At 64.4% G+C, this 21,025-nt stretch carries 20 protein-coding genes and 1 riboswitch; of the genes, 5 read left to right on the top strand and 15 right to left on the bottom strand.

Annotated elements, in window-relative coordinates; all coding sequences use genetic code 11:
- Positions 1-16: 16 nt before the first annotated feature.
- The 4 genes from GIB19_RS17215 to GIB19_RS17230 form a co-directional block, all read right to left on the bottom strand.
- Entirely contained in the window at positions 17-796 is a 780-nt protein-coding gene (locus GIB19_RS17215) for an ABC transporter ATP-binding protein (protein ID WP_446731391.1), read from the bottom strand.
- Between the two features lie 5 nt (positions 797-801).
- Positions 802-1,818 (bottom strand): FecCD family ABC transporter permease, encoded by a 1,017-nt coding sequence (locus GIB19_RS17220; protein ID WP_027593836.1) that lies wholly within the window; start codon positions 1,816-1,818, stop codon positions 802-804.
- Positions 1,818-2,828 carry an ABC transporter substrate-binding protein gene (locus tag GIB19_RS17225; protein ID WP_274887302.1) on the bottom strand — a complete coding sequence of 337 codons (1,011 nt, stop codon included), beginning with the start codon at positions 2,826-2,828 and terminating at the stop codon, positions 1,818-1,820. The genes GIB19_RS17220 and GIB19_RS17225 overlap by 1 nt, the downstream gene beginning before the upstream one ends.
- A 127-nt stretch (positions 2,829-2,955) precedes the next feature.
- A riboswitch (cobalamin riboswitch) is annotated at positions 2,956-3,154 on the bottom strand.
- Positions 3,155-3,182: 28 nt separating this feature from the next.
- Entirely contained in the window at positions 3,183-4,349 is a 1,167-nt protein-coding gene (locus GIB19_RS17230) for a DUF1624 domain-containing protein (RefSeq protein ID WP_274887304.1), read from the bottom strand.
- A gap of 451 nt (positions 4,350-4,800) precedes the next feature.
- Between GIB19_RS17230 and GIB19_RS17235 the strand changes: the two genes are divergently transcribed.
- Positions 4,801-5,547 (top strand): outer membrane beta-barrel protein, encoded by a 747-nt coding sequence (locus GIB19_RS17235; protein ID WP_027593833.1) that lies wholly within the window; start codon positions 4,801-4,803, stop codon positions 5,545-5,547.
- 105 nt (positions 5,548-5,652) lie between these two features.
- Here GIB19_RS17235 and GIB19_RS17240 read toward each other — a convergent pair whose 3' ends face one another.
- The 3 genes from GIB19_RS17240 to lpxO form a co-directional block, all read right to left on the bottom strand.
- Entirely contained in the window at positions 5,653-6,222 is a 570-nt protein-coding gene (locus GIB19_RS17240) for a GNAT family N-acetyltransferase (RefSeq protein ID WP_027593832.1), read from the bottom strand.
- A 78-nt stretch (positions 6,223-6,300) separates the two neighbouring features.
- Entirely contained in the window at positions 6,301-6,645 is a 345-nt protein-coding gene (locus GIB19_RS17245) for a carboxymuconolactone decarboxylase family protein (RefSeq protein WP_013973174.1), read from the bottom strand.
- A gap of 97 nt (positions 6,646-6,742) precedes the next feature.
- The gene (lpxO, locus tag GIB19_RS17250; protein ID WP_027593830.1) at positions 6,743-7,642 is read right to left on the bottom strand and encodes a lipid A hydroxylase LpxO; all 900 of its coding nucleotides are present in this window, start codon (positions 7,640-7,642) and stop codon (positions 6,743-6,745) included.
- A gap of 157 nt (positions 7,643-7,799) precedes the next feature.
- On the opposite strand from lpxO, the gene thpR reads away from it, so the two are divergent.
- Positions 7,800-8,345 (top strand): RNA 2',3'-cyclic phosphodiesterase, encoded by a 546-nt coding sequence (gene thpR, locus GIB19_RS17255; RefSeq protein ID WP_274887308.1) that lies wholly within the window; start codon positions 7,800-7,802, stop codon positions 8,343-8,345.
- A gap of 13 nt (positions 8,346-8,358) precedes the next feature.
- Here thpR and GIB19_RS17260 read toward each other — a convergent pair whose 3' ends face one another.
- From GIB19_RS17260 to GIB19_RS17275, 4 genes are all read right to left on the bottom strand, one after another.
- On the bottom strand, positions 8,359-10,794 hold the full coding sequence (locus GIB19_RS17260; RefSeq protein WP_265967445.1) for a TonB-dependent siderophore receptor: 2,436 nt from the start codon (positions 10,792-10,794) through the stop codon (positions 8,359-8,361).
- A 94-nt stretch (positions 10,795-10,888) separates the two neighbouring features.
- The gene (locus GIB19_RS17265) at positions 10,889-11,863 is read right to left on the bottom strand and encodes a FecR domain-containing protein (protein WP_274887309.1); all 975 of its coding nucleotides are present in this window, start codon (positions 11,861-11,863) and stop codon (positions 10,889-10,891) included.
- A complete protein-coding gene (locus tag GIB19_RS17270; protein ID WP_274887310.1) occupies positions 11,860-12,366 on the bottom strand; it encodes a sigma-70 family RNA polymerase sigma factor in 507 nt (168 codons plus the stop codon). The genes GIB19_RS17265 and GIB19_RS17270 overlap by 4 nt, the downstream gene beginning before the upstream one ends.
- Positions 12,367-12,778: 412 nt before the next feature.
- Positions 12,779-13,684: an AraC family transcriptional regulator gene (locus GIB19_RS17275; protein ID WP_085273275.1), complete on the bottom strand. Its 906-nt coding sequence runs from the start codon at positions 13,682-13,684 to the stop codon at positions 12,779-12,781.
- A gap of 180 nt (positions 13,685-13,864) precedes the next feature.
- Between GIB19_RS17275 and calA the strand changes: the two genes are divergently transcribed.
- On the top strand, positions 13,865-14,917 hold the full coding sequence (gene calA / locus GIB19_RS17280) for a vanillin reductase (RefSeq protein ID WP_274887311.1): 1,053 nt from the start codon (positions 13,865-13,867) through the stop codon (positions 14,915-14,917).
- Positions 14,918-14,981: 64 nt separating this feature from the next.
- Here calA and GIB19_RS17285 read toward each other — a convergent pair whose 3' ends face one another.
- Positions 14,982-16,298 carry a hypothetical protein gene (locus GIB19_RS17285; protein WP_274887312.1) on the bottom strand — a complete coding sequence of 439 codons (1,317 nt, stop codon included), beginning with the start codon at positions 16,296-16,298 and terminating at the stop codon, positions 14,982-14,984.
- Positions 16,299-16,500: 202 nt separating this feature from the next.
- Here GIB19_RS17285 and GIB19_RS17290 point away from each other — a divergent pair, with 202 nt between their 5' ends.
- Positions 16,501-17,700 (top strand): sugar transporter, encoded by a 1,200-nt coding sequence (locus GIB19_RS17290; RefSeq protein ID WP_027593822.1) that lies wholly within the window; start codon positions 16,501-16,503, stop codon positions 17,698-17,700.
- A 63-nt stretch (positions 17,701-17,763) separates the two neighbouring features.
- Here GIB19_RS17290 and GIB19_RS17295 read toward each other — a convergent pair whose 3' ends face one another.
- The 3 genes from GIB19_RS17295 to GIB19_RS17305 are packed head-to-tail and all read right to left on the bottom strand — an operon-like array spanning position 17,764 to position 20,201.
- A complete protein-coding gene (locus tag GIB19_RS17295) occupies positions 17,764-18,348 on the bottom strand; it encodes a LysE family translocator (RefSeq protein ID WP_274887313.1) in 585 nt (194 codons plus the stop codon).
- A gap of 50 nt (positions 18,349-18,398) precedes the next feature.
- Positions 18,399-19,229, bottom strand: coding sequence for an AraC family transcriptional regulator (locus GIB19_RS17300; protein ID WP_099429858.1), 831 nt, complete (start codon positions 19,227-19,229; stop codon positions 18,399-18,401).
- A 48-nt stretch (positions 19,230-19,277) separates the two neighbouring features.
- Positions 19,278-20,201 carry a LysR family transcriptional regulator gene (locus tag GIB19_RS17305; RefSeq protein WP_274887314.1) on the bottom strand — a complete coding sequence of 308 codons (924 nt, stop codon included), beginning with the start codon at positions 20,199-20,201 and terminating at the stop codon, positions 19,278-19,280.
- A gap of 103 nt (positions 20,202-20,304) precedes the next feature.
- Between GIB19_RS17305 and nfsB the strand changes: the two genes are divergently transcribed.
- Positions 20,305-20,958, top strand: coding sequence for an oxygen-insensitive NAD(P)H nitroreductase (gene nfsB, locus GIB19_RS17310; RefSeq protein ID WP_099429856.1), 654 nt, complete (start codon positions 20,305-20,307; stop codon positions 20,956-20,958).
- Positions 20,959-21,025 lie beyond the last annotated feature (67 nt).

The raw sequence follows: 21,025 nt of genomic DNA on the forward strand, positions 1-21,025 counted from the left end.
GTGGGAACTTCCTGGTTCAGGGGGCGCGAAAACGCAGAATGCGTGCGCCGTCGAAGGGGTCGGTAAGGTAGTGGGCGTGTACGCCGAAGGTGCTCAGCAGGCGCTCTGGGGTGAGGACGTCGAGCGGCTTGCCGAGGGCGACCAGGCAGCCTTTGTCGAGCACCGCGAGGCGGTCGCAGGTCAGCGCCTGGTTGAGGTCATGCAGGGCCACCAGCGTGGTAACCGGCAGCCCCTGCACCTGTTGTAGCAGGCTCAGCTGGTGCTGGATGTCCAGGTGGTTGGTCGGCTCGTCGAGCAACAGCACCTGGGGGCGTTGCGCCAGGGCGCGGGCAATGTGCACGCGTTGGCGTTCGCCACCTGAAAGCGAATGCCAAAGCCGCGTGCACAGGTGCAGGGCATCCAGGTCGGCCAGGGCCTGCTCGACGATGGCGCGGTCTGCTTTGCTGAACGGCGCCAGGGCCGACAGCCAGGGCGTGCGGCCCAGGGCAACGGCGTCATACACGCTGATGGCGTCAGCGGTATCGGCCTGCTGTTCGACCAGCGCCAGGGCCTGGGCAATGCGCCGGCGTGGCAGTTGCGTGAGCGGCTCGCCCAGCAACTCGACACGGCCACTGTCAGGCTTGCGCAGGCCCGCCAGCAGCTTGAGCAAAGACGACTTGCCCGAGCCGTTAGGGCCGACGATGCCCAGCGTTTCGCCGGGGATAACGGTTAGCTCGATGTCGCGCAGTACAGGGTTGCCGCCCAGCTGCAGCCCTAAGCCCTGGCAGGCCAGGGGAGCAATCTTCACGTTGGCCATGACGGTCATGGGCGCCCCCTTCTGCTGACCAGAATCAGCGCGAACACTGGCGCGCCGATCAGCGCGGTCACCACGCCCACCGGGATCACCTGGCCTGGGATCAGCGTGCGCGACAAGATATCGGCGCTGATCAGAAACAGTGCGCCGCCCAGCGCACTGGCCGGCAGCAGGCGGCTATGCCCGGGCCCCAGCAGCAGGCGCAGGGCGTGGGGGATGACCAGCCCGACAAAACCGATGGCGCCGACGATGGACACCATCACCGCCGTCACCAGGGCGGCACAACTGATCAGCAACAACTGAGTGCGCCGCACCGGGATCCCCAGCGACGCGGCCGAGTCGGCGCCGAAGGTAAAGGCATCCAGCGCGCGGCGATGCCACAGGCACACCACCAGCCCGAACAGTGCCACGGGCAGGGCCAGCCACACGGACGGCCAGCGCACGCCACTGAGGTTGCCCAGCAGCCAGAACAGAATGCCGCGCGCCTGCTCGGCGGTGGCCGACTTGGTGATGAGGAACGCGGTCAGCGCAGTGAACAGTTGCGAGCCAGCGATGCCGGCGAGTATCACCTGGGCGTTGTTGCTGCTCGGCCCGGCGGCGCGTGCCAGCACCAGCACCAGCGCAAACGCCGCCAACGCGCCGATGAATGCACCCCCGGACATGCTCAGGGCGACGCTGCCCAGCCCCAGCAGGCCCACCATCACCGCGCCGGTCGAGGCACCGGCCGACAACCCCAGCAGGTAGGGCTCGGCCAGCGGGTTGCGCAGCAGCGCCTGCAGGATCACGCCACACGTGGCCAGCCCGGCGCCACAGGCGGCGGCGACCAGGGTGCGGGTCAGGCGGTAGTTCCAGACGATACCGGCATCGATCGGGTCGACCGGATAACCGGCCTGCCACAGGTGATTGGCCAGCACTTGGTAGACCACGTTCGGCGCCAGGTTGCTCTCGCCGATCGCCGTGCCGGCCACCAGCGCGACACACAGGGCTGCCAGGGCCAGGGCGCTGTAGGGCAACAGGCGGCTCATCACTGGGCTGCTTTACCGCTGGCGAACGCCGTCGACAGCGTCTGCAGGCCACGGAACAGGCGGATGCCGGCCTGCATGGCGTCGGCGTCGAGGACGATGATGCGGTCGTTCTTCACTGCGTCCATGTTGCGGGTAACCGGGTCGTTGCGCAGGAATTCGAGTTTTTTCTGGTAGTCGTCTGCCGGGAAGCGGCGACGGTCCATGCGGGCGATGATCAACCAGGTCGGGTTGGCCTTGGCCAGGGTTTCCCAGCCCACGGTCGGCCATTCTTCGGTGGACTCCACCACATTGCGCACCCCCAGGGTACGCAGCATGAAGTCAGCCACCCCTTGGCGGCCGGCGACGTAGGGGTCGATATCCAAGTCGGCGCTAGAGAACCAGAACAGCGCCGAGGTGTTCGACAAATCCTTGCCAGCCAAGTGCGCCTTGGCGCTGTCCAGGCGGCCCTTGAGGTCGGCGTTCAACGCGGCGCCGCGGTCTTGCACGTCGAAGATTTCGGCCAGCTGGTTGACGCTCTTGTAGATGCTCTCGACCTGGAACGCCTGCAGACGGGTGCCGTCGGCGCCCACCAGGTTGTCCTTGCCTTCGCAGTCCGACGGCAGCAGGTAGGTCGGGATCTTCAGCTCGTCGAACTGCTCGCGGGTGCCGACCACACCTTGTGCGCCGACCATCCATTCAAACTGTACGGCCACCAGTTGCGGACGCTTGCTGACCACCGCCTCGAAACTGGGGTCGTTGTCGGCCAGGCGCTCGACCTTGTCGTTCAGCGCCTTGTACTCGGGCAGCACGTTGTTGAACCACAGCGAGGTGCCGGCCAGTTTGTCGCCCAGCCCCAGTGCGTAGAGCATCTCGGTGCCGGCCTGGCCAATGGTCACTGCACGCTCGGGCGCGTGGGCGAAGGTCTGCGGCATGCCGCAGTTGTCGACCGTGAGCGGGTAGTGGGTGGCGGCAGCCTGGGCCAGGCTGGTGAGGCCGAGGCCGGCGATCAAAGCGGCAAGACGAGGCAGCATGAGGGGACGATCTCCTATCGAAGGGTTCACGGAATGAACGCATGGACAGGCATCGCCGAGCCCCGTGCACGCGGCAGGGGGCAGCACCCAGAAAAGGGTGGAGATGGCCATCCCGGACACCCCGCCGGTTGGTGTTTTTGCGCCGGCAGGTCTCCTGACTGGTGCGTCATGGCCCAGCTCCAGCCTTCCCGGACAAGGTTATCCAGTGGCATCGATGGAGCAGGCTCGGCACCTACAGTTGCGGGGGCAGTTCCGTTTGGCCCGCGTTAGCGGGCTTGGGATTCCCTATTAATTCCGTGGTGGAAACCGGCGGCCGGCATGGTAGACCATCAGGCAGCCGGGTGAAAACGCTTTTCAGAAGTACTTGAGCCAGGTGATGTCACGCCGACGCGCCTTCAGCCGGGCGAAGCTACGTACCGGCAGGTACAGCGACACGGCGAGCAAGGCGGCGCCCAGCCACACGGCGCCGATGCCGTCGAAGCCAAAGTAATCCCCCTGGTTGTGGCCGAACAGCGCGACGCAGGCCAGGTAAAGCAGCTTCAGCACATACAGGTGCAGCAGGTAGAAAAACATCGGTGCTGCGCCGTAAACCGCCAGGGCGTTGATCCAGCGGGCCTGGCCGGCACGCTCGAAGGCGCGCAACAGCAGCAGGCCACAGCCCAGGGTGAGAGCCAGGAACAGCAAGGACGGCGGATACTTGGTGATGTTGAAGAAGCTCATCAGCGTTTGCGTCAACGTCGGGTACCCGCTCCAGGGTGCCTCGCCGTAGCCGTTGAGCATGCGCAGCACGACAAAACCAAGCAGTGCGATCACCCCGGCCAGCAGCAGGCGGTGCTGGCGTTGGCCTGCGTCGCTGCCACGGGCGAACCAGGGGCCAAGGCCGTAGCCCAAGGCGATGACGCCGATCCAGGGCAGCACGGGGTACGACGTGCGCAGGCGCAGGTTGTCGGAGAATGCCAGCCAGCCACGGTCGTGCAGGATCGCCCACGGCATGTGCAGGGCTGACTCAGCGCCGAAGTGCAGGCTGTCGAGCAGGTTGTGCCCGGCGACGATGATTGCACCCAGGGCGATCAGCGCTGCCCGTGGCAACCACACCAGCAGCGACAGGGCGATCATGCTCACGCCGATGGCCCAGATCACCTGCAGGTAGATCACGCTGGGGGGCAGTTGGAAGGTCCAGGCGAAGTTGACGAGGGTGAACTCGAGCGCCACCAGGAACAGCCCGCGTTTGAACAGAAAGGCCGAGACATCGCTACGGCCCTGGTACTTCTCGCCATACAGCCAGGCCGAAAGGCCGGTCAACAGGACAAACACCGGTGCGCACAGATGGGCCAGGGTACGGCTGAAGAACAACGACGGGTCGGTGACGTCGATGGCCATCGGGTCGCTGACCTGGCGGTGCAGAAAGAAGGTCTCGCGGACGTGGTCCAGGAGCATGAACAGGATGACCAGGCCGCGCAGGGCATCGATGCTCTGCAGGCGCTGGGTAAGCAGGGTGGGAGTGGCGCTGGCGCTAGTCATGGAAGGTCGCTGGTAGGAATGGGTGTCAAATGAAACGTTATCTTATAACTTTAATTGGGTGGCCAGCAATGGGGATTTGGAGGGGGTGTATGGCGTGAGGGGGGGGCGCCTATGAGATCGAGCGCCGCCCGCGCGGCGCTTCGCAGCACAAGGCTGCTCCTACAGTTGTTTCGGGCCAGTAACGCCTGTGCGCGCGCGCGACCGCCTTGTTGGTCCGGCTCGATATCAAGGTGGGCACCAAGGGGCCGCGCGCCCATGCCCCAGGAATAATTGGCCCGAAACAGATGTGGGAGCAGCCTTGTGCTGCGAAGCGCCGCGCGGGCGGCGCTCGATCTCATAGGCGCTGCATAGCCCAAGGCATTCGCTCTCAATGAATTTTTTCGAACTTTCTCCAAAGCGTGTCTCTCGAACCGCTCGTTATCACTGTTTTCACGTCATGGAGACTTCACGCATGTCCGCTCGTCACCTGTTGCGTCACACTTGCCTGCTCGCCTTGATCGCTTCGCCTTTAGCCGCCACCGCCGCACCCAGTACCGACCCGCTGTTCACCCTCGGCCTGCTGGGTGCCTATAACGACTTCAAATTCGAAGGCGGCAGCGAAACCGACAAGGAACACTTGGGGCAGGGCGGTGTATTCGCCACCTTCGGCAACAAGATGACCGCCGAGTCCGGCTTCATCTACCAGATCGGTGCCGAGGCCAAGTACGGCAAGAAGAATGACAACAAACTCAAGGAAGCCCAGGCCGATCTCGACCTCGGTTGGCGTGCTGCACTGGATGCGCGCAACTTTGTCGATGTGACCGTGGGCGGCGGCTACAGCTGGTCGCGCTTCGAGCCCGAAATCAACGACCTGGACACCAAACTCACGGTCAAGTCGCCCTTCGCCAAGGCAGCCTTGGGTTACAACCACCAGTTCGATGCGTCGACCCTGCGCGTGGAGGTGGGCGCGCGCCACACCCTCGATGGCCGTGCGCGCCTGAAGGTCGATGATTTCGGCAGTGACACCGTGGACCTTAAAGACCGCACCAACCCCTATGCCGAGGTCAGCCTGCTGATGAACCAGCAGGGTGGCATGCCGGTACAGGCGGGGGTCTACTACACCCGCACCGAGTACAAGCTGGATGGCGACTCGCCCGTGGCGGACAACACCAAACTCAAGCGTGATGAGTTTGGCTTCAAGGTCGGCTTGGCGTTCTAAGCAGCGATTTGCCAACACCGCGGTTTGTGTAGGAGCAGCCTTGCGCTGCGAAGGGGCCAGTGCATGCGCTGCCTCTTCGCAGCGCAAGGCTGCTCCTACCGTCGGCTAACGCCCCCGGCGGCGCGACACGCGGGCCTCGATGTTCTTGCGCCCGATCAACAGTGGCGGTTTTTCCACCACTGGCTCATCCGCCAGCCACTTGTACATCACCAGGCAATCCACCAAGCCCAGCCGGGCATGCCGGAAAGCCTTGGGCAGGCGGCCGACCGTTTCGAAACCGAGTTTGTGCCACAGCGCCACGGCCACTTCGTTGCTGGCCACGACCGAATTGAACTGCAGCGCCAGAAACCCCTCCTGGCGCGCCAGCTTCTGCGAATGCTCGCACATCATCCGGGCCACGCCACGGCCACGCGCGGCCTCGCAGACCATGTAACCGCAGTTGCCTACGTGGGCCCCAGGGCCGGCAGCATTGGCTTTGAGGTAGTAGGAACCCAGCAGCTCACCGTCATCCTCTGCTACCCAGGTGCGAAGGGGCATCTCCAGCCACAACTGGCGGGCCTGGTCGAAGTTCAGGGCAGGGTCGAAGGCGTAGGTTTCACGGGCCTGGACAATGGCCTGGAAGGTGGGCCAGAAACGCTCGAAGTCCTCGGGCGTCATGGGGCGGATGTGGATCATGGTGGTTCCTGCAATGGCTGGACCGCCAAGTCTGGGTGGCGCGGCGCCGTCGCGCAAGGGCGGCGACGCCACGCGGGGTCAGCCGTTGGCCTTGCCCACTGCGTCCATGGCGCGTGCCGAGTACACCAATGCGGCGCCGGCGTTCATCGCCACCGCTACGCCAAGGGCTTCGGCAATCTCTTCGCGGCTGGCGCCGTGTTTCACTGCCTGCTGCGAATGCACGGCGATGCAGCCGTCACAACGGGTGGTCACGGCCACCGCGAGGGAGATCAGTTCGCGGGTCTTGGCGTCCAGGTGGTTGGTCTTGGCGCCCGCACCGCTGGCGGTCATGTAGCCGGCCACGGTGTCGGGAGACAACTGCTTGAGATCGCCGATGCCGGCCATCAACTGCTTACGGTAGGCGTCCCAGTCCATCATGCTCATCGTCTTCACCTTGGGGTGGTTGCGAGTGGAGCTTTCAGGCTAGTCGAAAAAGGCGAGGGCATCTGCTGCCTGTACCGACGGCACAGGCAGTGCTGAATCAGATGTAGATGAACACCAGCACCAGTGCCGCCACCACCGCCCATTTTTCCAGGTAATAGCGCATGCGATTGCGCTTTTTCAGCGCCTTGCCGCGTTCGCGGATCTTGTAGATGCGGGTGAATAGCCGGTTGATGCCACCCGTCTTATCGTTGGCATCGTTGGGCGCGGCGGCGGCTGCCATCACGTTGCGGCTGAACCAGCGGTTGAACGCCGTTGCCCAGCGGTACTTGAGCGGGCGCTCGACATCGCAGAACAGGATGATGCGGTTGTGGTCGGTGGTGTTGGCCGCGTAATGGATGTAGGTTTCGTCGAAGATCACGCCCTCACCGTCGCGCCACGAGTACTTCTCGCCGTCCACGTCGATGTAGCAACCGTCATCGTTCGGCGTGTCCAGGCCCAGGTGGTAGCGGTAGGAGCCGGCATACGGGTCGCGGTGGCGCACCAGCTTGGCGCCCGGTGGCAGGGTGGCGAACATCGCAGCCTTGACCGTGCCGATGCCTTGCAGCAGTTCGGTGGTGCGTGGGCACAGGGTCATGGCCGAGGGGTGGCTTTCGCCGTACCACTTCAGGTAGAAGCGCTTCCAACCGGTCTTGAAGAATGAGTTGAAACCGACGTCATCGTAATTCTCGGATTTCTTGATTTCACCGACGTGGAGCAACTGCTGGGCCTCGGCACGGATTTCCTGCCAGTGGTCCTGCAGCGGTTGCAGTTCGGGGAAGGCCTCGACCGGCAAGTAGGGTTTGGCCGGGTGCTTGGAAAACAGGTAGAGGAAACTGTTGACCGGGGCCAGGAAGCTGGAGTGGTCGCCCAGCTGGCGAGTCAGCTTGTGGCGAACGCGACCGCGTAGGTGAACGTAGGCGATCGACAGAACAAAGAGGAGTACGAGTGCAATTTTCATGGACGTTTACTTGTCGAAAAATGGCCATGCGCCATGGCATAAGCTGGCCAGCATAAACAATCATGGGAGCAGTTTGTACTTATTGTTACGTGACTACCGCGCGACTTAGGTGTAATGGCCTAGCACTTGCGCAAACGTTTCATGTCAAGGAGATCACATGGTTCAGGACGTTCGCCCCAGTGGCGCCCCTTTCAAACGGCTGTTTTTCGCCCTGCCGGTCAGCGATGCCCAGCGCCGTGCCCTGGCCCAGTGGCGGCGCGGTTTGAACCTGCGCACTGGCAAGCCGGTACCCGCCGACAACTTCCATGTGACGCTGCTGTTTCTCGGTGATGTAGACACCGCCTTGCTGCCCTCGATCTGCGCTGCGGTCGATGCGCTCAAGCGCCCGGCTGCGGCGCCGCGCCTGTTGCTCGACTGTTTGCAGGTGTGGCCGCGCGCCAGTGCACTGGTGCTTGAGCCGCAGCAAACGCCGCCGGCCTTGCTGCAACTGGTGTATGGCCTGCAGCAGGCGTTGCTGCCATTGGGGGTGGAGGCGGCGAGCCGTGAATACCGCCCGCACCTGACCTTGTCCAGGGACTACCGCGGCCAGCCGCCGGAGGCCGCCACGGCGCCGGAGTTCTTCCTGGCCGCGCGGCACTTCGCCCTGTATGAATCGCGCAAGGGTGTGTACTGGCCGCTTGCGCAATGGCCGTTGACCGAGTGATGCGTGCTGCGTTTTAAAACTCAGGCGTGTACTTGACCGTCAACATGAAGTTGCGGGGTTCGCCGTAGTTGTTGCTGCCATTGAGCTGGTTGAAGCCGGCAACCCAGTACTTCTTGTCGAACAGGTTGTTGGCGTTGACTGCAAGGTTCACTTCCGGCGTCAGCTGATAGGCCAGGCGCCCGCTCCACACGGTGTAGCCAGGCACGGTGTAGGTGCGTTCGTAGCCCAAGGTGTGGCTTTGGCTGGTGAAGCCCAGGCCGGTGCTCCAGCGTTGGCCGTCCAGTGGCAGGGTGTAGTCGGCCCAGGCACGCAACATGTGCTTGGGCGTCCACTGGCTGAACACGCGGCCTTCTTCGTCCGGGTCGTCGAGGAACTTGGTGGTGTTGTAGGTGTAGCCGGCAAACAGCTGCAGGCCGCTGAGCACTTCGCCGCTGATCTCGGCCTCGATGCCCTGGCTACGCACCTTGCCCGCCGCAGTGGAGCAGTACCAGTCATCACAGGCAAAGCCCGAAGCCACGTCGGTCACCGCACGGTTTTCCTGGTCGTAGCGGAACACCGCCAGCGAGGCATTGACCCGGCCGTCCAGCAATTCGCCCTTAAGGCCCGTTTCGTAGTTGCTGCCGATTACAGGCTTGAGTGGCACGTTGTTGACGGCCCGCTCGGTCTGCGGCACGAACACGTCGGTGTAGCTGGCGTACCAGGCCCACTCGCGGGTCAGGTCGTAGACGAAGCCGGCATACGGGGTGACTTCGCCCGACTCGGTCATGCGGCTGGTGGGGGTGCGGCTGCCGGGGTCGGTGCGGCTGTTGAAGTCGATCGAGTCCCAGCTGTAGTCGAACCAGCTGACCCGCGAGCCGAGGATCAGGGTCAGGTCATCGGTCGGCTTGACTCGCCACACGCCGTAAAGGCCTTTTTGGCGGATGTCATAACTGGCCTTGTTGGAGCGCGCGAGCTTGCCGTCGAACACACTGTCACGGCTAGGCTCGGGGCGGTTGTGGTCGATGTCGAAGAGGGTGTCGCCAGACGCGGCGAAGTTGCGCCAATAGGCGTCGTCCGACGTCAGCTTGGAGTAGTTGCCGCCGACGGTGATTTCATGGGCCAGCGGCCCGGTGTTGAAGTGGCCCACCACGTTCATGTCCAGGCCCAGCTTGGTGTTGTGGAAGTCGGTGAGCCAGTCGGCATAGGTGATGCCGCTGCCGTCTGGCGCTACGCCCTGGCCGGTGGACTGCACGCGCTGGTGCGTGGAAGTGTTGACTTCGTCCATGCGCACGGCGGCGGCCTTGAACGCCCAGTCGTCGTTGAAGCGGTGTTCGAGGTCCGCGTAATAGGTGGTCACGTCGGTTTCGGCACGGTTCCAACGGGCGCCGGTGAAGGTCGAGCGGGGCAGGTCGACCGGCTTGCCGTCGGTGTAGCGGGGGATGCCACGCAGCATTGGCCGCGACTGCTGGCGGTTGTAGCTGATGCCGGCACCTACGGTGGTGGCGTCGTTCAGGTCAATGTCCAGCGCGCCATACAGGGAGTGGGACTTGCTCCATTGGTAGTCGATGAAGCTGTCGCTCTGATCCTCGTCGGCCACCATCCGGCCGCGCACACGACCGTCGGCGGTCAGCGGGCCGCCAGCGTCCAGTTGCAGGCCGTAGTGGTCCCAGGAGCCAGCCTTGCCGGTGACGGTGACGGTCGGCGTGGCCTGGCCGCGTTTGCGCACCAGGTTGATCGCGCCGCCGGGGCTGCCGGTGCCTTGCAGCAAGCCCGAGGCGCCGCGCAGGACCTCGATGCGGTCGAAGAACACCAGGTCCTGGGTCGCCCAGTTGCCCAGCGAATAGTTGTTACGCGGGATAGGCACGCCGTCGTACTGCCAGTCGTCGATCTGGAACCCGCGCGATGTTACCACCACGCCAGGGCCGATGCCTTGCGCGCCGACGATCCCGGTGGTGTGGTTGAGCGCCTCCTGCAGGTCGGTGATGCCTTGGTCATCCAGCTGTTTACGGGTAATCACCGTCACCGATTGAGGGATTTCCTTGAGGGTGTGCGTGCCTTTGCCAAGGGTCACCGCGCGGGCGGCGTACGAGCCGCTGCCTTCGCTGGTGGCATCCAGGTAATTGTCGGTGATGCTGGTGCTGCCAAGCTCCAGCACGTCGCTCTCTGGGGTTGCCGGGGCGACGCTGAAGTGGCCGCTGCTGGTGAGCCGCAATTGCAGGCCGCTGCCGACCAGCGCGGTTTGCATGGCTTGCTCGGCACTCATCTGGCCGACGATTGCCGGCGCCTGCTTGCCGCGTACCAGCTGGGGTTCGAGCGCGATGATGTAGCCGCTCTGGCTGGCAATCCGGTTAAGGGTGGTGGCCAGGCTGGCAGGCGGCAGGTCGAACGCCAGGGTCTGCACCTGGGCATGGGCATTGAGGCTGCTCAGGGCAACGACGAGGGGCAAGGCGCGGGGCCAGAGGTTGAGCACAGAATTCTCCCGAATGAAGTGACTTGTCAGGAGATAGGTGGGACGAGAAACGAAAACCGGACACGCCCGCGAATGATTTTCACAAATATTTTCATTAGCCTTGGCTGGGGCCGATCAACGTTACCCAGGGGCCGAACGGTTCGACCTTGATCGGCAGGGCTTCCGCCAGGGCAGCCAGCGCCTCCTGCGGCTGGTCGAGCGGGAACACGCCTTGCACGCGCATCCCGCGCACCGCCGGGGCCAGCCGTATGTAGCCGCGCTGGTAGGGGCGCAGGGCATCGATGACCGCGTGCAGGGGTTCGTCGAGCACTTCCAGGCGCCCATACAGCCAGGCGCTGCGTTGTTGCTGCTCGCCGCCCAGTTGCTGGATGCCATCGCTGCGCAGCAGGGCTGCCTGCCCCTGTTGCACGTCTTGCCAGCGGCCATCGCGCAGGCTGGCGCGCACGCTGTGCTCCAGCACCACGACACGGGTAGCGGCTTGCTCTTGGCTTACCAGAAAGCGGGTGCCCAGCGCCTGCACTTGTCCTTGGGGCGTGCGCACGCGCAGGGGCCGCTGAGGGTCGGCCGCAACCTGAATCACCATTTCGCCACGGCGCAGTATCAGCAGGCGTTGGCTGGCATCGAACTGCAGGTCGACGGCACTGGCGCTGTTGAGGCTCAGGTGGCTGCCGTCTGCCAGGGTAAAACTGCGCCGCTCGCCGCTGGCGGTGTGCAGGTCAGCCAGCCAGTTTTGCGCGCTGTCGCTGCGCCAACCGCTCCACAAGGCGCCTGCGACGACACCCATGCCTGCCAGCGCGCCCAGCACTTCGCGGCGAGAGTGGGTGGGCGTGAGCAGCAGTTGGCGGGCTTCGGCGGCTTGCCCTGGGGCACGTTGGTCCAGCGCGTGCAGCGCCGCAAACGGGCTGCCCAGGCGTTGTTGCAAGCGGTCCCAGGCGCGTTGGTGTGCGGGGTCCTGGCGCAGCCAGTGCGCCAGGCGTTGCAGCAGCGCCTGGTCAGGCGTGCCGGCCTTGAGTGCGACCATCCAGTCGATGGCTTGCTCGCTGATCGGGTCCAGGCGTGTTGCGCTCATGCGTGCACCTCGCACAGGTAGCACTGGCGCAGGGCCTGCTTCATGTGGCGGCTGACGGTGCGTTCGCTGATCTGCAAGCGGGCGGCGATGTCGACGTAGCTCATGCCGTCGAGCTGGCTGTAGAGGAAGGCAGCCTTGACCATGGCGGGCAAGCCGTCCAGCACCTTGTCGATGGTCACCAGTGCCTCGATCAGCAGCAGTTGCTCTTCGGCAGAAGGCGCGACCGGTTCAGGCAGCAGCGCCAAGCGCTCGAGGTACGCCTGCTCGAGTTGGCGACGGCGGTACCGATCGAAGATCAGCCGACGGGCGATGGTCGAGAGGTAGGCACGCGGTTGCTCGATGCTGTCCGGATCGACACGTGCGCCCAGCATCTGGCAGAACGCCTCGGCTGCCGTGTCCTCGGCATCGGCGCGATTACGCAGGCGTTTAAAGACATGTTGGAGCAGCCAGCGGTGATGGTCGCTGAAGAAGAAGCCCAGCTTGCGGGTCGATGTGCTGTCCAACGCCTGGTATCCAGTTGTGAGTGTGAATCGTTCTCAATATTAGCTGGGTCGGTTGGTGGGTAGCAATGGGGGGTGAGATGTTGGGTGGGTGATGTTGGGTGCATGGCTCAAGTTTGGGGGTGTGGCACAAATCGAGCGCCGCCCGCGCGGCGCTTCGCAGCACAAGGCTGCTCCTACAGTTGTTTCGGGCCAGTAACGCCTGTGCCTGCGCGCGCGACCGCCTTGTTGGTCCGACGCGATATCAAGGTGGGCACCAAGGGGCCGCGCGCCCATGCCCCAGGAATAATTGGCCCGAAACAACTGTGGGAGCAGCCTTGTGCTGCGAAGCGCCGCGCGGGCGGCGCTCGGATGCAGCCACCACAGACCCCCAGCCATCCACCTGTAAACCTCACGCACGCCCCACATCCAACCATCAAACCGGCAAACTCTGGTACGCCACTTCATCCCCCGGGCTACGGTCAAACTGGCGTTTGTACTCGCGGCTGAACTGCGACGTGCTCTGGTAACCCACCCGGTGCGCTGTCTGCGCCACTCCCAGGCCTTCGCCGATCAGCATCTGCTGCGCCTTGAGCAGCCGCAGGCGCTTGAGGTATTGCATCGGTGCCATGTCGGTGCAGCGTTTGAAATGCTCATGGAAGGTCGACACGCTCATGTTGGCGCGTGCCGCCAGCGCTTCGACGCTCAAGGGCTCGGTGTAGTGTTCGCGCAGGTGGGCGAGGGCGGCGCCGATGCGGGCGAAATGCCCCTGCTGTTCGACCAACGCCCGCAACACGCCGGCTTGCGGGCCGCGTAGCGCGGTATAGAGCACTTCGCGCACCCGCGCCGGGCCGAGCACCTTGGCATCCAGCGGGTCTTGCAGGCAGCTCAGCAGCCGTTCGACGCTTTCGCGCATGGGCGCATCCAGCGCTGCAGACGTCATGGACTGCGGGGTCTGGGCCTGGACGGCGGCATCCGGTGCCAGGTCCATGCTTTGTACCAGTTCACCCAGCACGCTGCGGTCAATGTCCACTGCCACGCCCAACAGCGGCGCCTCGCGGGTGGCGAAGGTTTCGCACATGAACGGCACCGACAACGCCTGGACCAAGTAGTGGCCCGCACCGTACTCCAGGGTGCGCGGCCCCAGCCGCGCGAGTTTGCTGCCCTGGGCCAGGATCATCAGGCTTGGCTCGTAGATTTGCGGGCTGCTGGCGACATAGTGGTCCCAGCTCAGCACTTGCACCTGGGGCAGGTGAGTGGGCACGAAACCCGGGCGCGTGGCGAGGCGGCGGATCAGCGCGCAGAGGGGGGCGTTGGCGTCGACATGGCGGGTGAGCTGCATGGTGAACCTGGGCAGAGAATCAGACAGTTGCATCATCGCAGATTGAAGGTCTAGCGTCAGATGCTTGCGGGTAACTCCGGAGAATCAGGCATGCATGCCGGAGAATCTGCGGTGGGCGAGGGGAGGCAGGGCGCGCAAAATGCGCCGCCTGAATCGTTTCACTTCTCTGCGAGGTCCCGCATGTACACCGCCATCGGTTATGCCGCCCAAACCCCGACCAGCCCTCTGGCTCCCATGACCTTCGAACGCCGCAGCCCGCGCCCGGACGATGTTGCCATCGAGATTCTCTACTGCGGCGTGTGCCACTCCGACATCCACCAGGCGCGCAACGAATGGGGCATCGCCGTGTACCCGTTGATGCCGGGCCACGAGATCATTGGCCGGGTCACCGCGGTGGGCGACAAGGTGTCCGCGCACAAGGTCGGTGACCTGGTAGGCGTCGGCTGCATGGTCGATTCCTGCCGCCACTGTGAGGCGTGCGCCAAGGACCTGGAGCAATACTGCGTGGAAGGCCCGACCATGACCTACGCCACCCCTGACCGGGTCGATGGCAGCAACACCATGGGTGGCTATTCCAGCAGCATCGTCGTCAGCGAGCACTTTGTGGTGCGTATCCCTGCCGGCATTGACCTGCCCAGCGCCGCGCCGATATTGTGCGCCGGTATCACCACCTATTCGCCGCTCAAGCACCACGGCGTTGGCCCTGGCCACAAGGTAGGCATCCTGGGCATGGGCGGCCTGGGCCACATGGGTATCAAACTGGCCAAGGCGCTGGGCGCGGAAGTGACCTTGTTCACCCGTTCGCCAGCCAAGGCCGAGGAAGCGCGCCGCCAGGGTGCCGACCATGTGATCGTGTCCACCGATGACGAGCAGATGCGCGCCGCGGCAGGTCGCTTCGACTTCCTGCTCGACACCATTCCGGTGCAGCACGACCTCAATCCGTACTTGGAAACCCTCACCTTCGATGGTGTGCATATTCTGGTCGGCCTGATCGAACCGATTGAACCGGCGCTGCACGCGGCCAACCTGGTGCTCAAGCGTCGGGTACTGGCCGGCTCGCTGATCGGCGGCATCGCCGAGACTCAGGAAGTGCTGGATTTCTGTGCGGAGCACGATATCCGTTGCGATATCGAGATGCTCGATATTCGTAATATCAACCAGGCTTACGAGCGGATGATTGCTGGGGATGTGAAGTACCGCTTTGTGATCGACATGGCCACGCTTCAGGGCTGATCGAGTAGTCGACTGTACTGGCCTCTTCGCGGGCCGACTTGCCCGCGAAGAAGCCAGTGCAGATCTACCAGACCAGCGCCTTGTCCCAACCCTTCCAGAACAACCAGCGCCGCACTTCACCATGCTCGCCGGTACCGATCTGCCACTCAGGCCGTCCACTGCCCAGCGCAATCACCGAGATGAACCCGGCATGGCTCGCCGCAACCAGCGTGCGTCCATCGGCACTGATGTCCATGGCGCTGATGGTCGACCCCAGGAAGTGCTGCCAATGTTCCGTGCCCTCTTCGCCAAAGGCCCGCAGGTAGCCGTAGGCATCGCCGACGATGTACTCGCCATCGCCTGCGACCCCGGCATACACCCGCGCCCCGTCTTGCAGCAGTGGGGTGCGTGGGTCTTCGCTGTAGTAGTCGGTGTCCAGGCCCGCAAGGTCTGCCACGCGTACCCCCAGTGTGCCGCCGTTGTAGAAGTGGCAGGCATTGACGATCAACTGGTCGCCGCTGCGGTTGAACAGGGCGAAGTGCGGGTATTCGCCGCCGGGGCCGATCTGCGCCACTTCCTCCAACTGGTCATTCAGCACCAGGTGGCGGCTGCATTGTTCACCCATCACGATCAGGCGCCCGTCCGGCGACACTGCACCGTGCTCCATGGCCAGGCCCAGGGCAATATCGTCCGGGTCGGTGCCTTCGGCCAGTTCCTCGAGTATCTGCGATTGGCGTGGCAGCAGCCGGGTGGCACCTTCGGCGGCCAGCAGGTAAATCCCCTCGGCGCTCACCAGCAGCACCCGCTGGCCATCGGCGAAGGGCACCAGGCTGGTGGGTGTGGGTGGCAGGTCGAGCGGCTCGAACGGGTAACCCGCTGGCAGGCCTTCGAGCCCGCTAGGCCAGGCCAGGCGAGCGACCTGCGGGCCGCCCCAGCCATCAGTCACGCGCACGCCCTCGGCGTTGGCCAGGGCAAAGTAGCGGCGCTGCGGGCAGCGCCCGAAGTGCTCGATACCGATGACGGGCGTCACGCCTTGTTGATCGATGCGCACCACCTGGCCCTTTTCATAGGGCATGCCAATGCGCGCGAGCAGGCTGCCGTCGTCCAGCAGCAGGACGCTGCAGATGCCTTGCCCATGCGCATCGAGCAGCGGCACCAGCGGCAGGTGGGCGGGCGGCCAGGCGGCGCGGAAGGCTTGGCGTTGCTGTTCGTCCACACCCGGCCGGTTGATCGCTTCCAAGGCGGCCTGCCAGGCGTCGAGCAGGTGCTCGGTGGCCGCAGGCTGTGGTTCTTCGAGGTTGTCCCAGCCCTGTGCGCAGCCTTGCGCGACGTAGCGGTTGATGGCCTGGGCGTAGGTGGTGACCGCCTGCTGCCACTGCTGCTGGGGTTGTTGCTTGTCCATGGGCGGATCGGGCTCCTTGTTCCGCTTGCAATTCACATTAAGCGGGCATGTTACTCGCAATGTGCCGCTGGTTGTGAGGCCCGGTATTGACGCGTACCATGCCGGCATTCCTTCCAATAACAAACCCGTGCCTCAGCGCGGCCGATACTTGGCCCCTGACGCGCGTCTTTTCGCCATGCCTGCGGAGAATAGAACCTCACCCATGAACGGACCCTTACCCACCGATGTGCCGCCGACCACCGGTAACGGCAGCTGGCTGAGCGTGATCGCCCTGGCCCTCGCGGCCTTCATCTTCAACACCACCGAGTTTGTCCCGGTGGCGTTGCTCAGCGACATTGGCCGCAGCTTCGACATGAGCACTGCCCAGGTCGGCCTGATGCTGACCATCTATGCCTGGGTCGTGGCCCTGGCGTCGCTGCCGATGATGCTGCTGACCCGCAACATCGAGCGCCGGCGCCTGCTGCTGTTCGTATTTCTGGTGTTCATCGTCAGCCACCTGTTGTCGTGGCTGTCGCAGAGCTTTGCCATGCTGCTGGTGAGCCGCATCGGCATCGCCCTGGCCCACGCTGTGTTCTGGGCGATTACCGCGTCTCTGGCCGTGCGTGTGGCGCCGCCTGGCCAGCAGGCCAAGGCCCTCGGCCTGCTGGCTACCGGTACTACCCTGGCGATGGTGTTGGGTATCCCGCTGGGCCGTGTGGTGGGTGAGGCCCTGGGCTGGCGCGTGACGTTCCTCAGCATTGCCGGGGTGGCATTGGCCACCATGCTGTGCTTGATGAAGTCGTTGCCGCTGCTGCCCAGCCAGAACTCCGGTTCGCTGCGCAGTTTGCCGATCCTGTTCAAGCGCCCGGCCCTGGTGATTACCTACCTGTTGGTGACGCTGGTGATCACTGCGCAGTTCACCGCTTACAGCTACATCGAACCGTTTGCCCTGCATGTGGCGCAGATCAGCGGTGAGCGCACCACGTTGCTGCTGCTGTTGTTTGGTGGCGCCGGCGTATTCGGCTCGGTGCTGTTCAGCCGTTACAGCGACCGCTTCCCCCAGGGGTTTCTGGTGGGCTCGATTGGCCTGCTGGCGGCCTGCCTGCTGTTGATGTTGCCGTTGTCGGGCAACTTCTATGCGTTTGCTGTGTTGAGCATGTTCTGGGGCGTGGCGATTTTGAGCTTCAGCCTGTCGCTGCAGTCCAAGACACTGAAGTTGGCGTCCGATGCCACGGACGTGGCCATGGCCTTGTTCTCGGGCATTTACAACATCGGTATTGGTGGAGGGGCATTGCTGGGCAGTATCGTCAGCAGCCAGATGGACGTCGCCGACATCGGCCTGGTCGGAGGCTGTGTCGCGGTTGTCGGGTTGCTGCTGGCGGCGGCCAGTACCCGGCGGTTCCGTGATGCCTTAGGTGGCTGATTTGCCTGTACTGGCCTCTTCGCGGGCTTACCCGCGAAGAGGCCGGCAAAGCCAACATCACAATCAACCCAGCAGCGTCGCCCAAGCCGACACCAGCAACACCACCGCCAACCCCCGGTTGAACCACAGCAACCGCGCAGGCGCTTGCAACCAGCGTGCACTTCCCACCCCCAGCAGTGCCCAGGCCGTCATGCACGGCAGGGCAATCAGCAGAAACACCAGCGCCAACTGCCACACCGGCAGTGCCGGCGCGGCAAATACCCCGATCACGGCCACGGCCATCATCCACACTTTCGGGTTCACCACTTGCAGCGACGCCGCGCTGAGCGCATCGAAAGGCTTGTCTGCGTTGATGTCCAAGGGCTGCCCAGCGCTGCGCAGAATGCGCCACGCCAGCCAACTCAACCACAGCACGCCGGCCCAGCTCATCAGCTGCTGGGCCAGTGGATGGCGCAGTAACAGCTCGCCCAGCCCCAGCCCGACCAGCAACACCACGGCCGCCGCCGCGCCACAGCCGGCCAGGATGGGCGCCACGCTCGCCCGCAAGCCCTGCTGTGCACCATGTGCCAGGATCAACAGATTGGTCGGCCCGGGGCTGATGCTGGCCACCAGGGCGAAGAGGATGAAGGGCAACAACGTCTGCGACATGGCACAAGGCTCCGAGGGTTCGAAGCGCCATGTTCGCTGCCTGGCTGCAGTCAGTCTGGAAGGTTTGAGCAGCGCCTGCGGTAGTCGGCCGGGGTCAACCGATACGCCCGGCGGAACCAGCGCCCCAAGTGGCTCTGGTCGGCAAAGCCCAGCGCCATGGCCACTTCAGCAGGTGTCTGGCCTTGGCTGAGCAGGCGCCGCGCGCGGGCCAGGCGCAACTGGATCAGGTAGGCGTGCGGGGCCAGGCCGAAGGCGGCTTTGAACGCCCGGGTCAGGCGAAAACGGTCGACGCCGCAGGCCTGGGCCAGGTCTTCCAGGCCGATGTCGCGGTCCAGGTGAGCATGCAGGTAGTCACGCGCCCGCTGCGCGGTCAACGGCAGGCGCGGGTCGGGGTTGACGCGTTTGCGCCAGTGCAGGTGGCGGGTCAGGCAAGCCAGCAGGTCGTCCATGGCGGTCTGGCGGACAATGCGCAGGTCCTGGTAGTGCACGCTGTTAAAGGCCAGCGCGGTGGCGCGGGCCAGGCGCTCATCGTGGCACAAGGTATCGGCAAAGCTGGGCAGGCCGGCGCTGGGTGCGTGTTCGAACAAGGCCCGCAATTGATCGTCCAGCCAGGCAGGCTCCAGGTACAGCGTCGAGTAGGTGAAGCCTTCCTCGGTCGGTGCAAGGCCGTCGTGGATGTCGCCGGGCTCGAGTAGAAACACCTGGCCCGGCGTGCTGCGATGGCGTACCCGCCGGCAGTTGAACTGCTGCACACCTTGCTCGGTGACGCCGACCAGGAAACTGTCGTGCCAGTGCGGGTCGTAGGCATGCCCGACAAAATGCGCGCGGACCGACTCGATGCCGGTGTCGGCGTCTTGTTTGAGGTCGATCCAGTTGCTCATGGGGGCAGGCCGTGGGGGTAAAACGCTACCTTAGCGCACGCGTGCGGTTCAGTCTGGAACGATTGTGCAGCCCTTGTTCAGCAGCCGCGGCCGCAGGGCCTCGAAGCGTTCGCGCAGCCACAGGTGCAGCTGTGTCACCGCCGGCGTCAGCTGTTTGCGGTGCGGGCAGACCAAGGTGACCGGCGTTGGCTCGCCCAGGTATTCGGGCAGCAGAATCTCCAGTGCGCCTGCCTCGATGTCGGCGCTGACATCCAGCCACGACTTGTAGACGATACCTTCACCCAGCAGCGCCAGGCGGCGGATCACATCGGCGTCGTCGCTGACCAGCGGCCCACGCACCTGCACGGTGCGGTTACCCACCCGCCATTTGTCATAGACCCGGTTCTGTTGCATGTACAACAGGCAGGCATGTTCCTGCAGGGCCTCCGGCGTCAGTGGCCGGCCGTGGCGCGCGAGGTAATCGGGGGAGGCGACCAGTACCCGGCGGTTCCAGTTGGCTAGGGGCAGGGCGATGTAGTTGGCATCTTGGTTGAGGCCGTAGCGGATGGCGATGTCCACCGGGTCGCGATTAAGGTCGGCCATCTGGTCGGACAGAAAGAAGCGCAGGTGCAGCGCTGGGTGCTCGCGGCGAAAGGCGCTCAACCAGGGCAGCAGCATGTTGCGGCCCATGTCCGAAGGGGCTGAAACCTGCAGGATGCCGCGCAAGGTACTGGCATTACCGTGCAGGTCCTCGCGGCCCTGGCGCAGGCTTTCCAGCACGTTCTGCGCGGTCGGCAAGTACAACTCGCCCGCAGCGGTCAGGCGCAGGCTGCGGGTGGTCCGCGCAAACAGGCGCACGTCCAGCTCGCGCTCCAGGCGTTTGATGGCGGCGGCCACCTGGCCCGGCAGCAGTTCGGCCTCATGGGCGGCGGCAGTGAAGCTGCCCAGCACGCTGCTGCGTACGAACAGTTCAAGGTCGGTGATGCGCAGCATTTTCACTCGCAGGATGAAAGTGTTGCTGTAGTTTGCCGGTTTTTCTTATCTGCAGGAAAGATAAGATGCGCGACAAATCCCGTTTCATTGCAGGAGTTGTTGCATGGATACCGTTTCCCTGGCCAAGCGCCGCTACACCACCAAGGCTTATGACGCCTCGCGTCGCATTCCCCAGGCCACCCTCGATGCGTTGCTCGAGCAACTGCGCCACAGCCCATCGTCGGTCAACTCACAGCCTTGGCACTTCATCGTCGCTGACAGCGCCGAAGGCAAGGCCCGGTTGGCCAAGAGCACCCAAGAGCGCTTCGCCTACAACACGCCGAAGATTCTCGATGCGTCCCATGTGATCGTGTTCTGCACCCGTACCGAGATGACCGAGGCCCATTTGGATGCGGTGCTCGCGCAGGAAGCCGCTGATGGCCGTTTTCGCGATGAACAGGCCCGCGCCGGGCAGAACCAGAGCCGTCGTCACTACGTCGACCTGCACCGCTTCGACCAGAAAGATGTGCAGCACTGGATGGAAAAGCAGACCTACCTGGCCTTGGGCACTGCACTGCTTGGGGCTGCGGCACATGGCCTGGATGCGACGCCGATCGAGGGCTTCGACAGCAAGGCGCTGGATGCCGAGCTGGGGCTGCGCGAGCAGGGTTACACCAGCGTGGTGATTATGAGCCTGGGCTATCGGAGTGAGGCTGACTTCAATGCGGGGCTGAGCAAGTCGCGGTTGCCGGCTTCGAAGGTGTTTACCTTTCTCTGAGCGCCTTACGCTGAGCCTGTAGGAGCAGCCTTGTGCTGCGAAGAGGCCGGTGAAAGCAGCCAAGATT

Source organism: Pseudomonas sp. ITEM 17296, assembly GCF_028895205.1.
In the GTDB taxonomy this organism is placed as follows: Bacteria; Pseudomonadota; Gammaproteobacteria; order Pseudomonadales; family Pseudomonadaceae; genus Aquipseudomonas; species Aquipseudomonas kermanshahensis.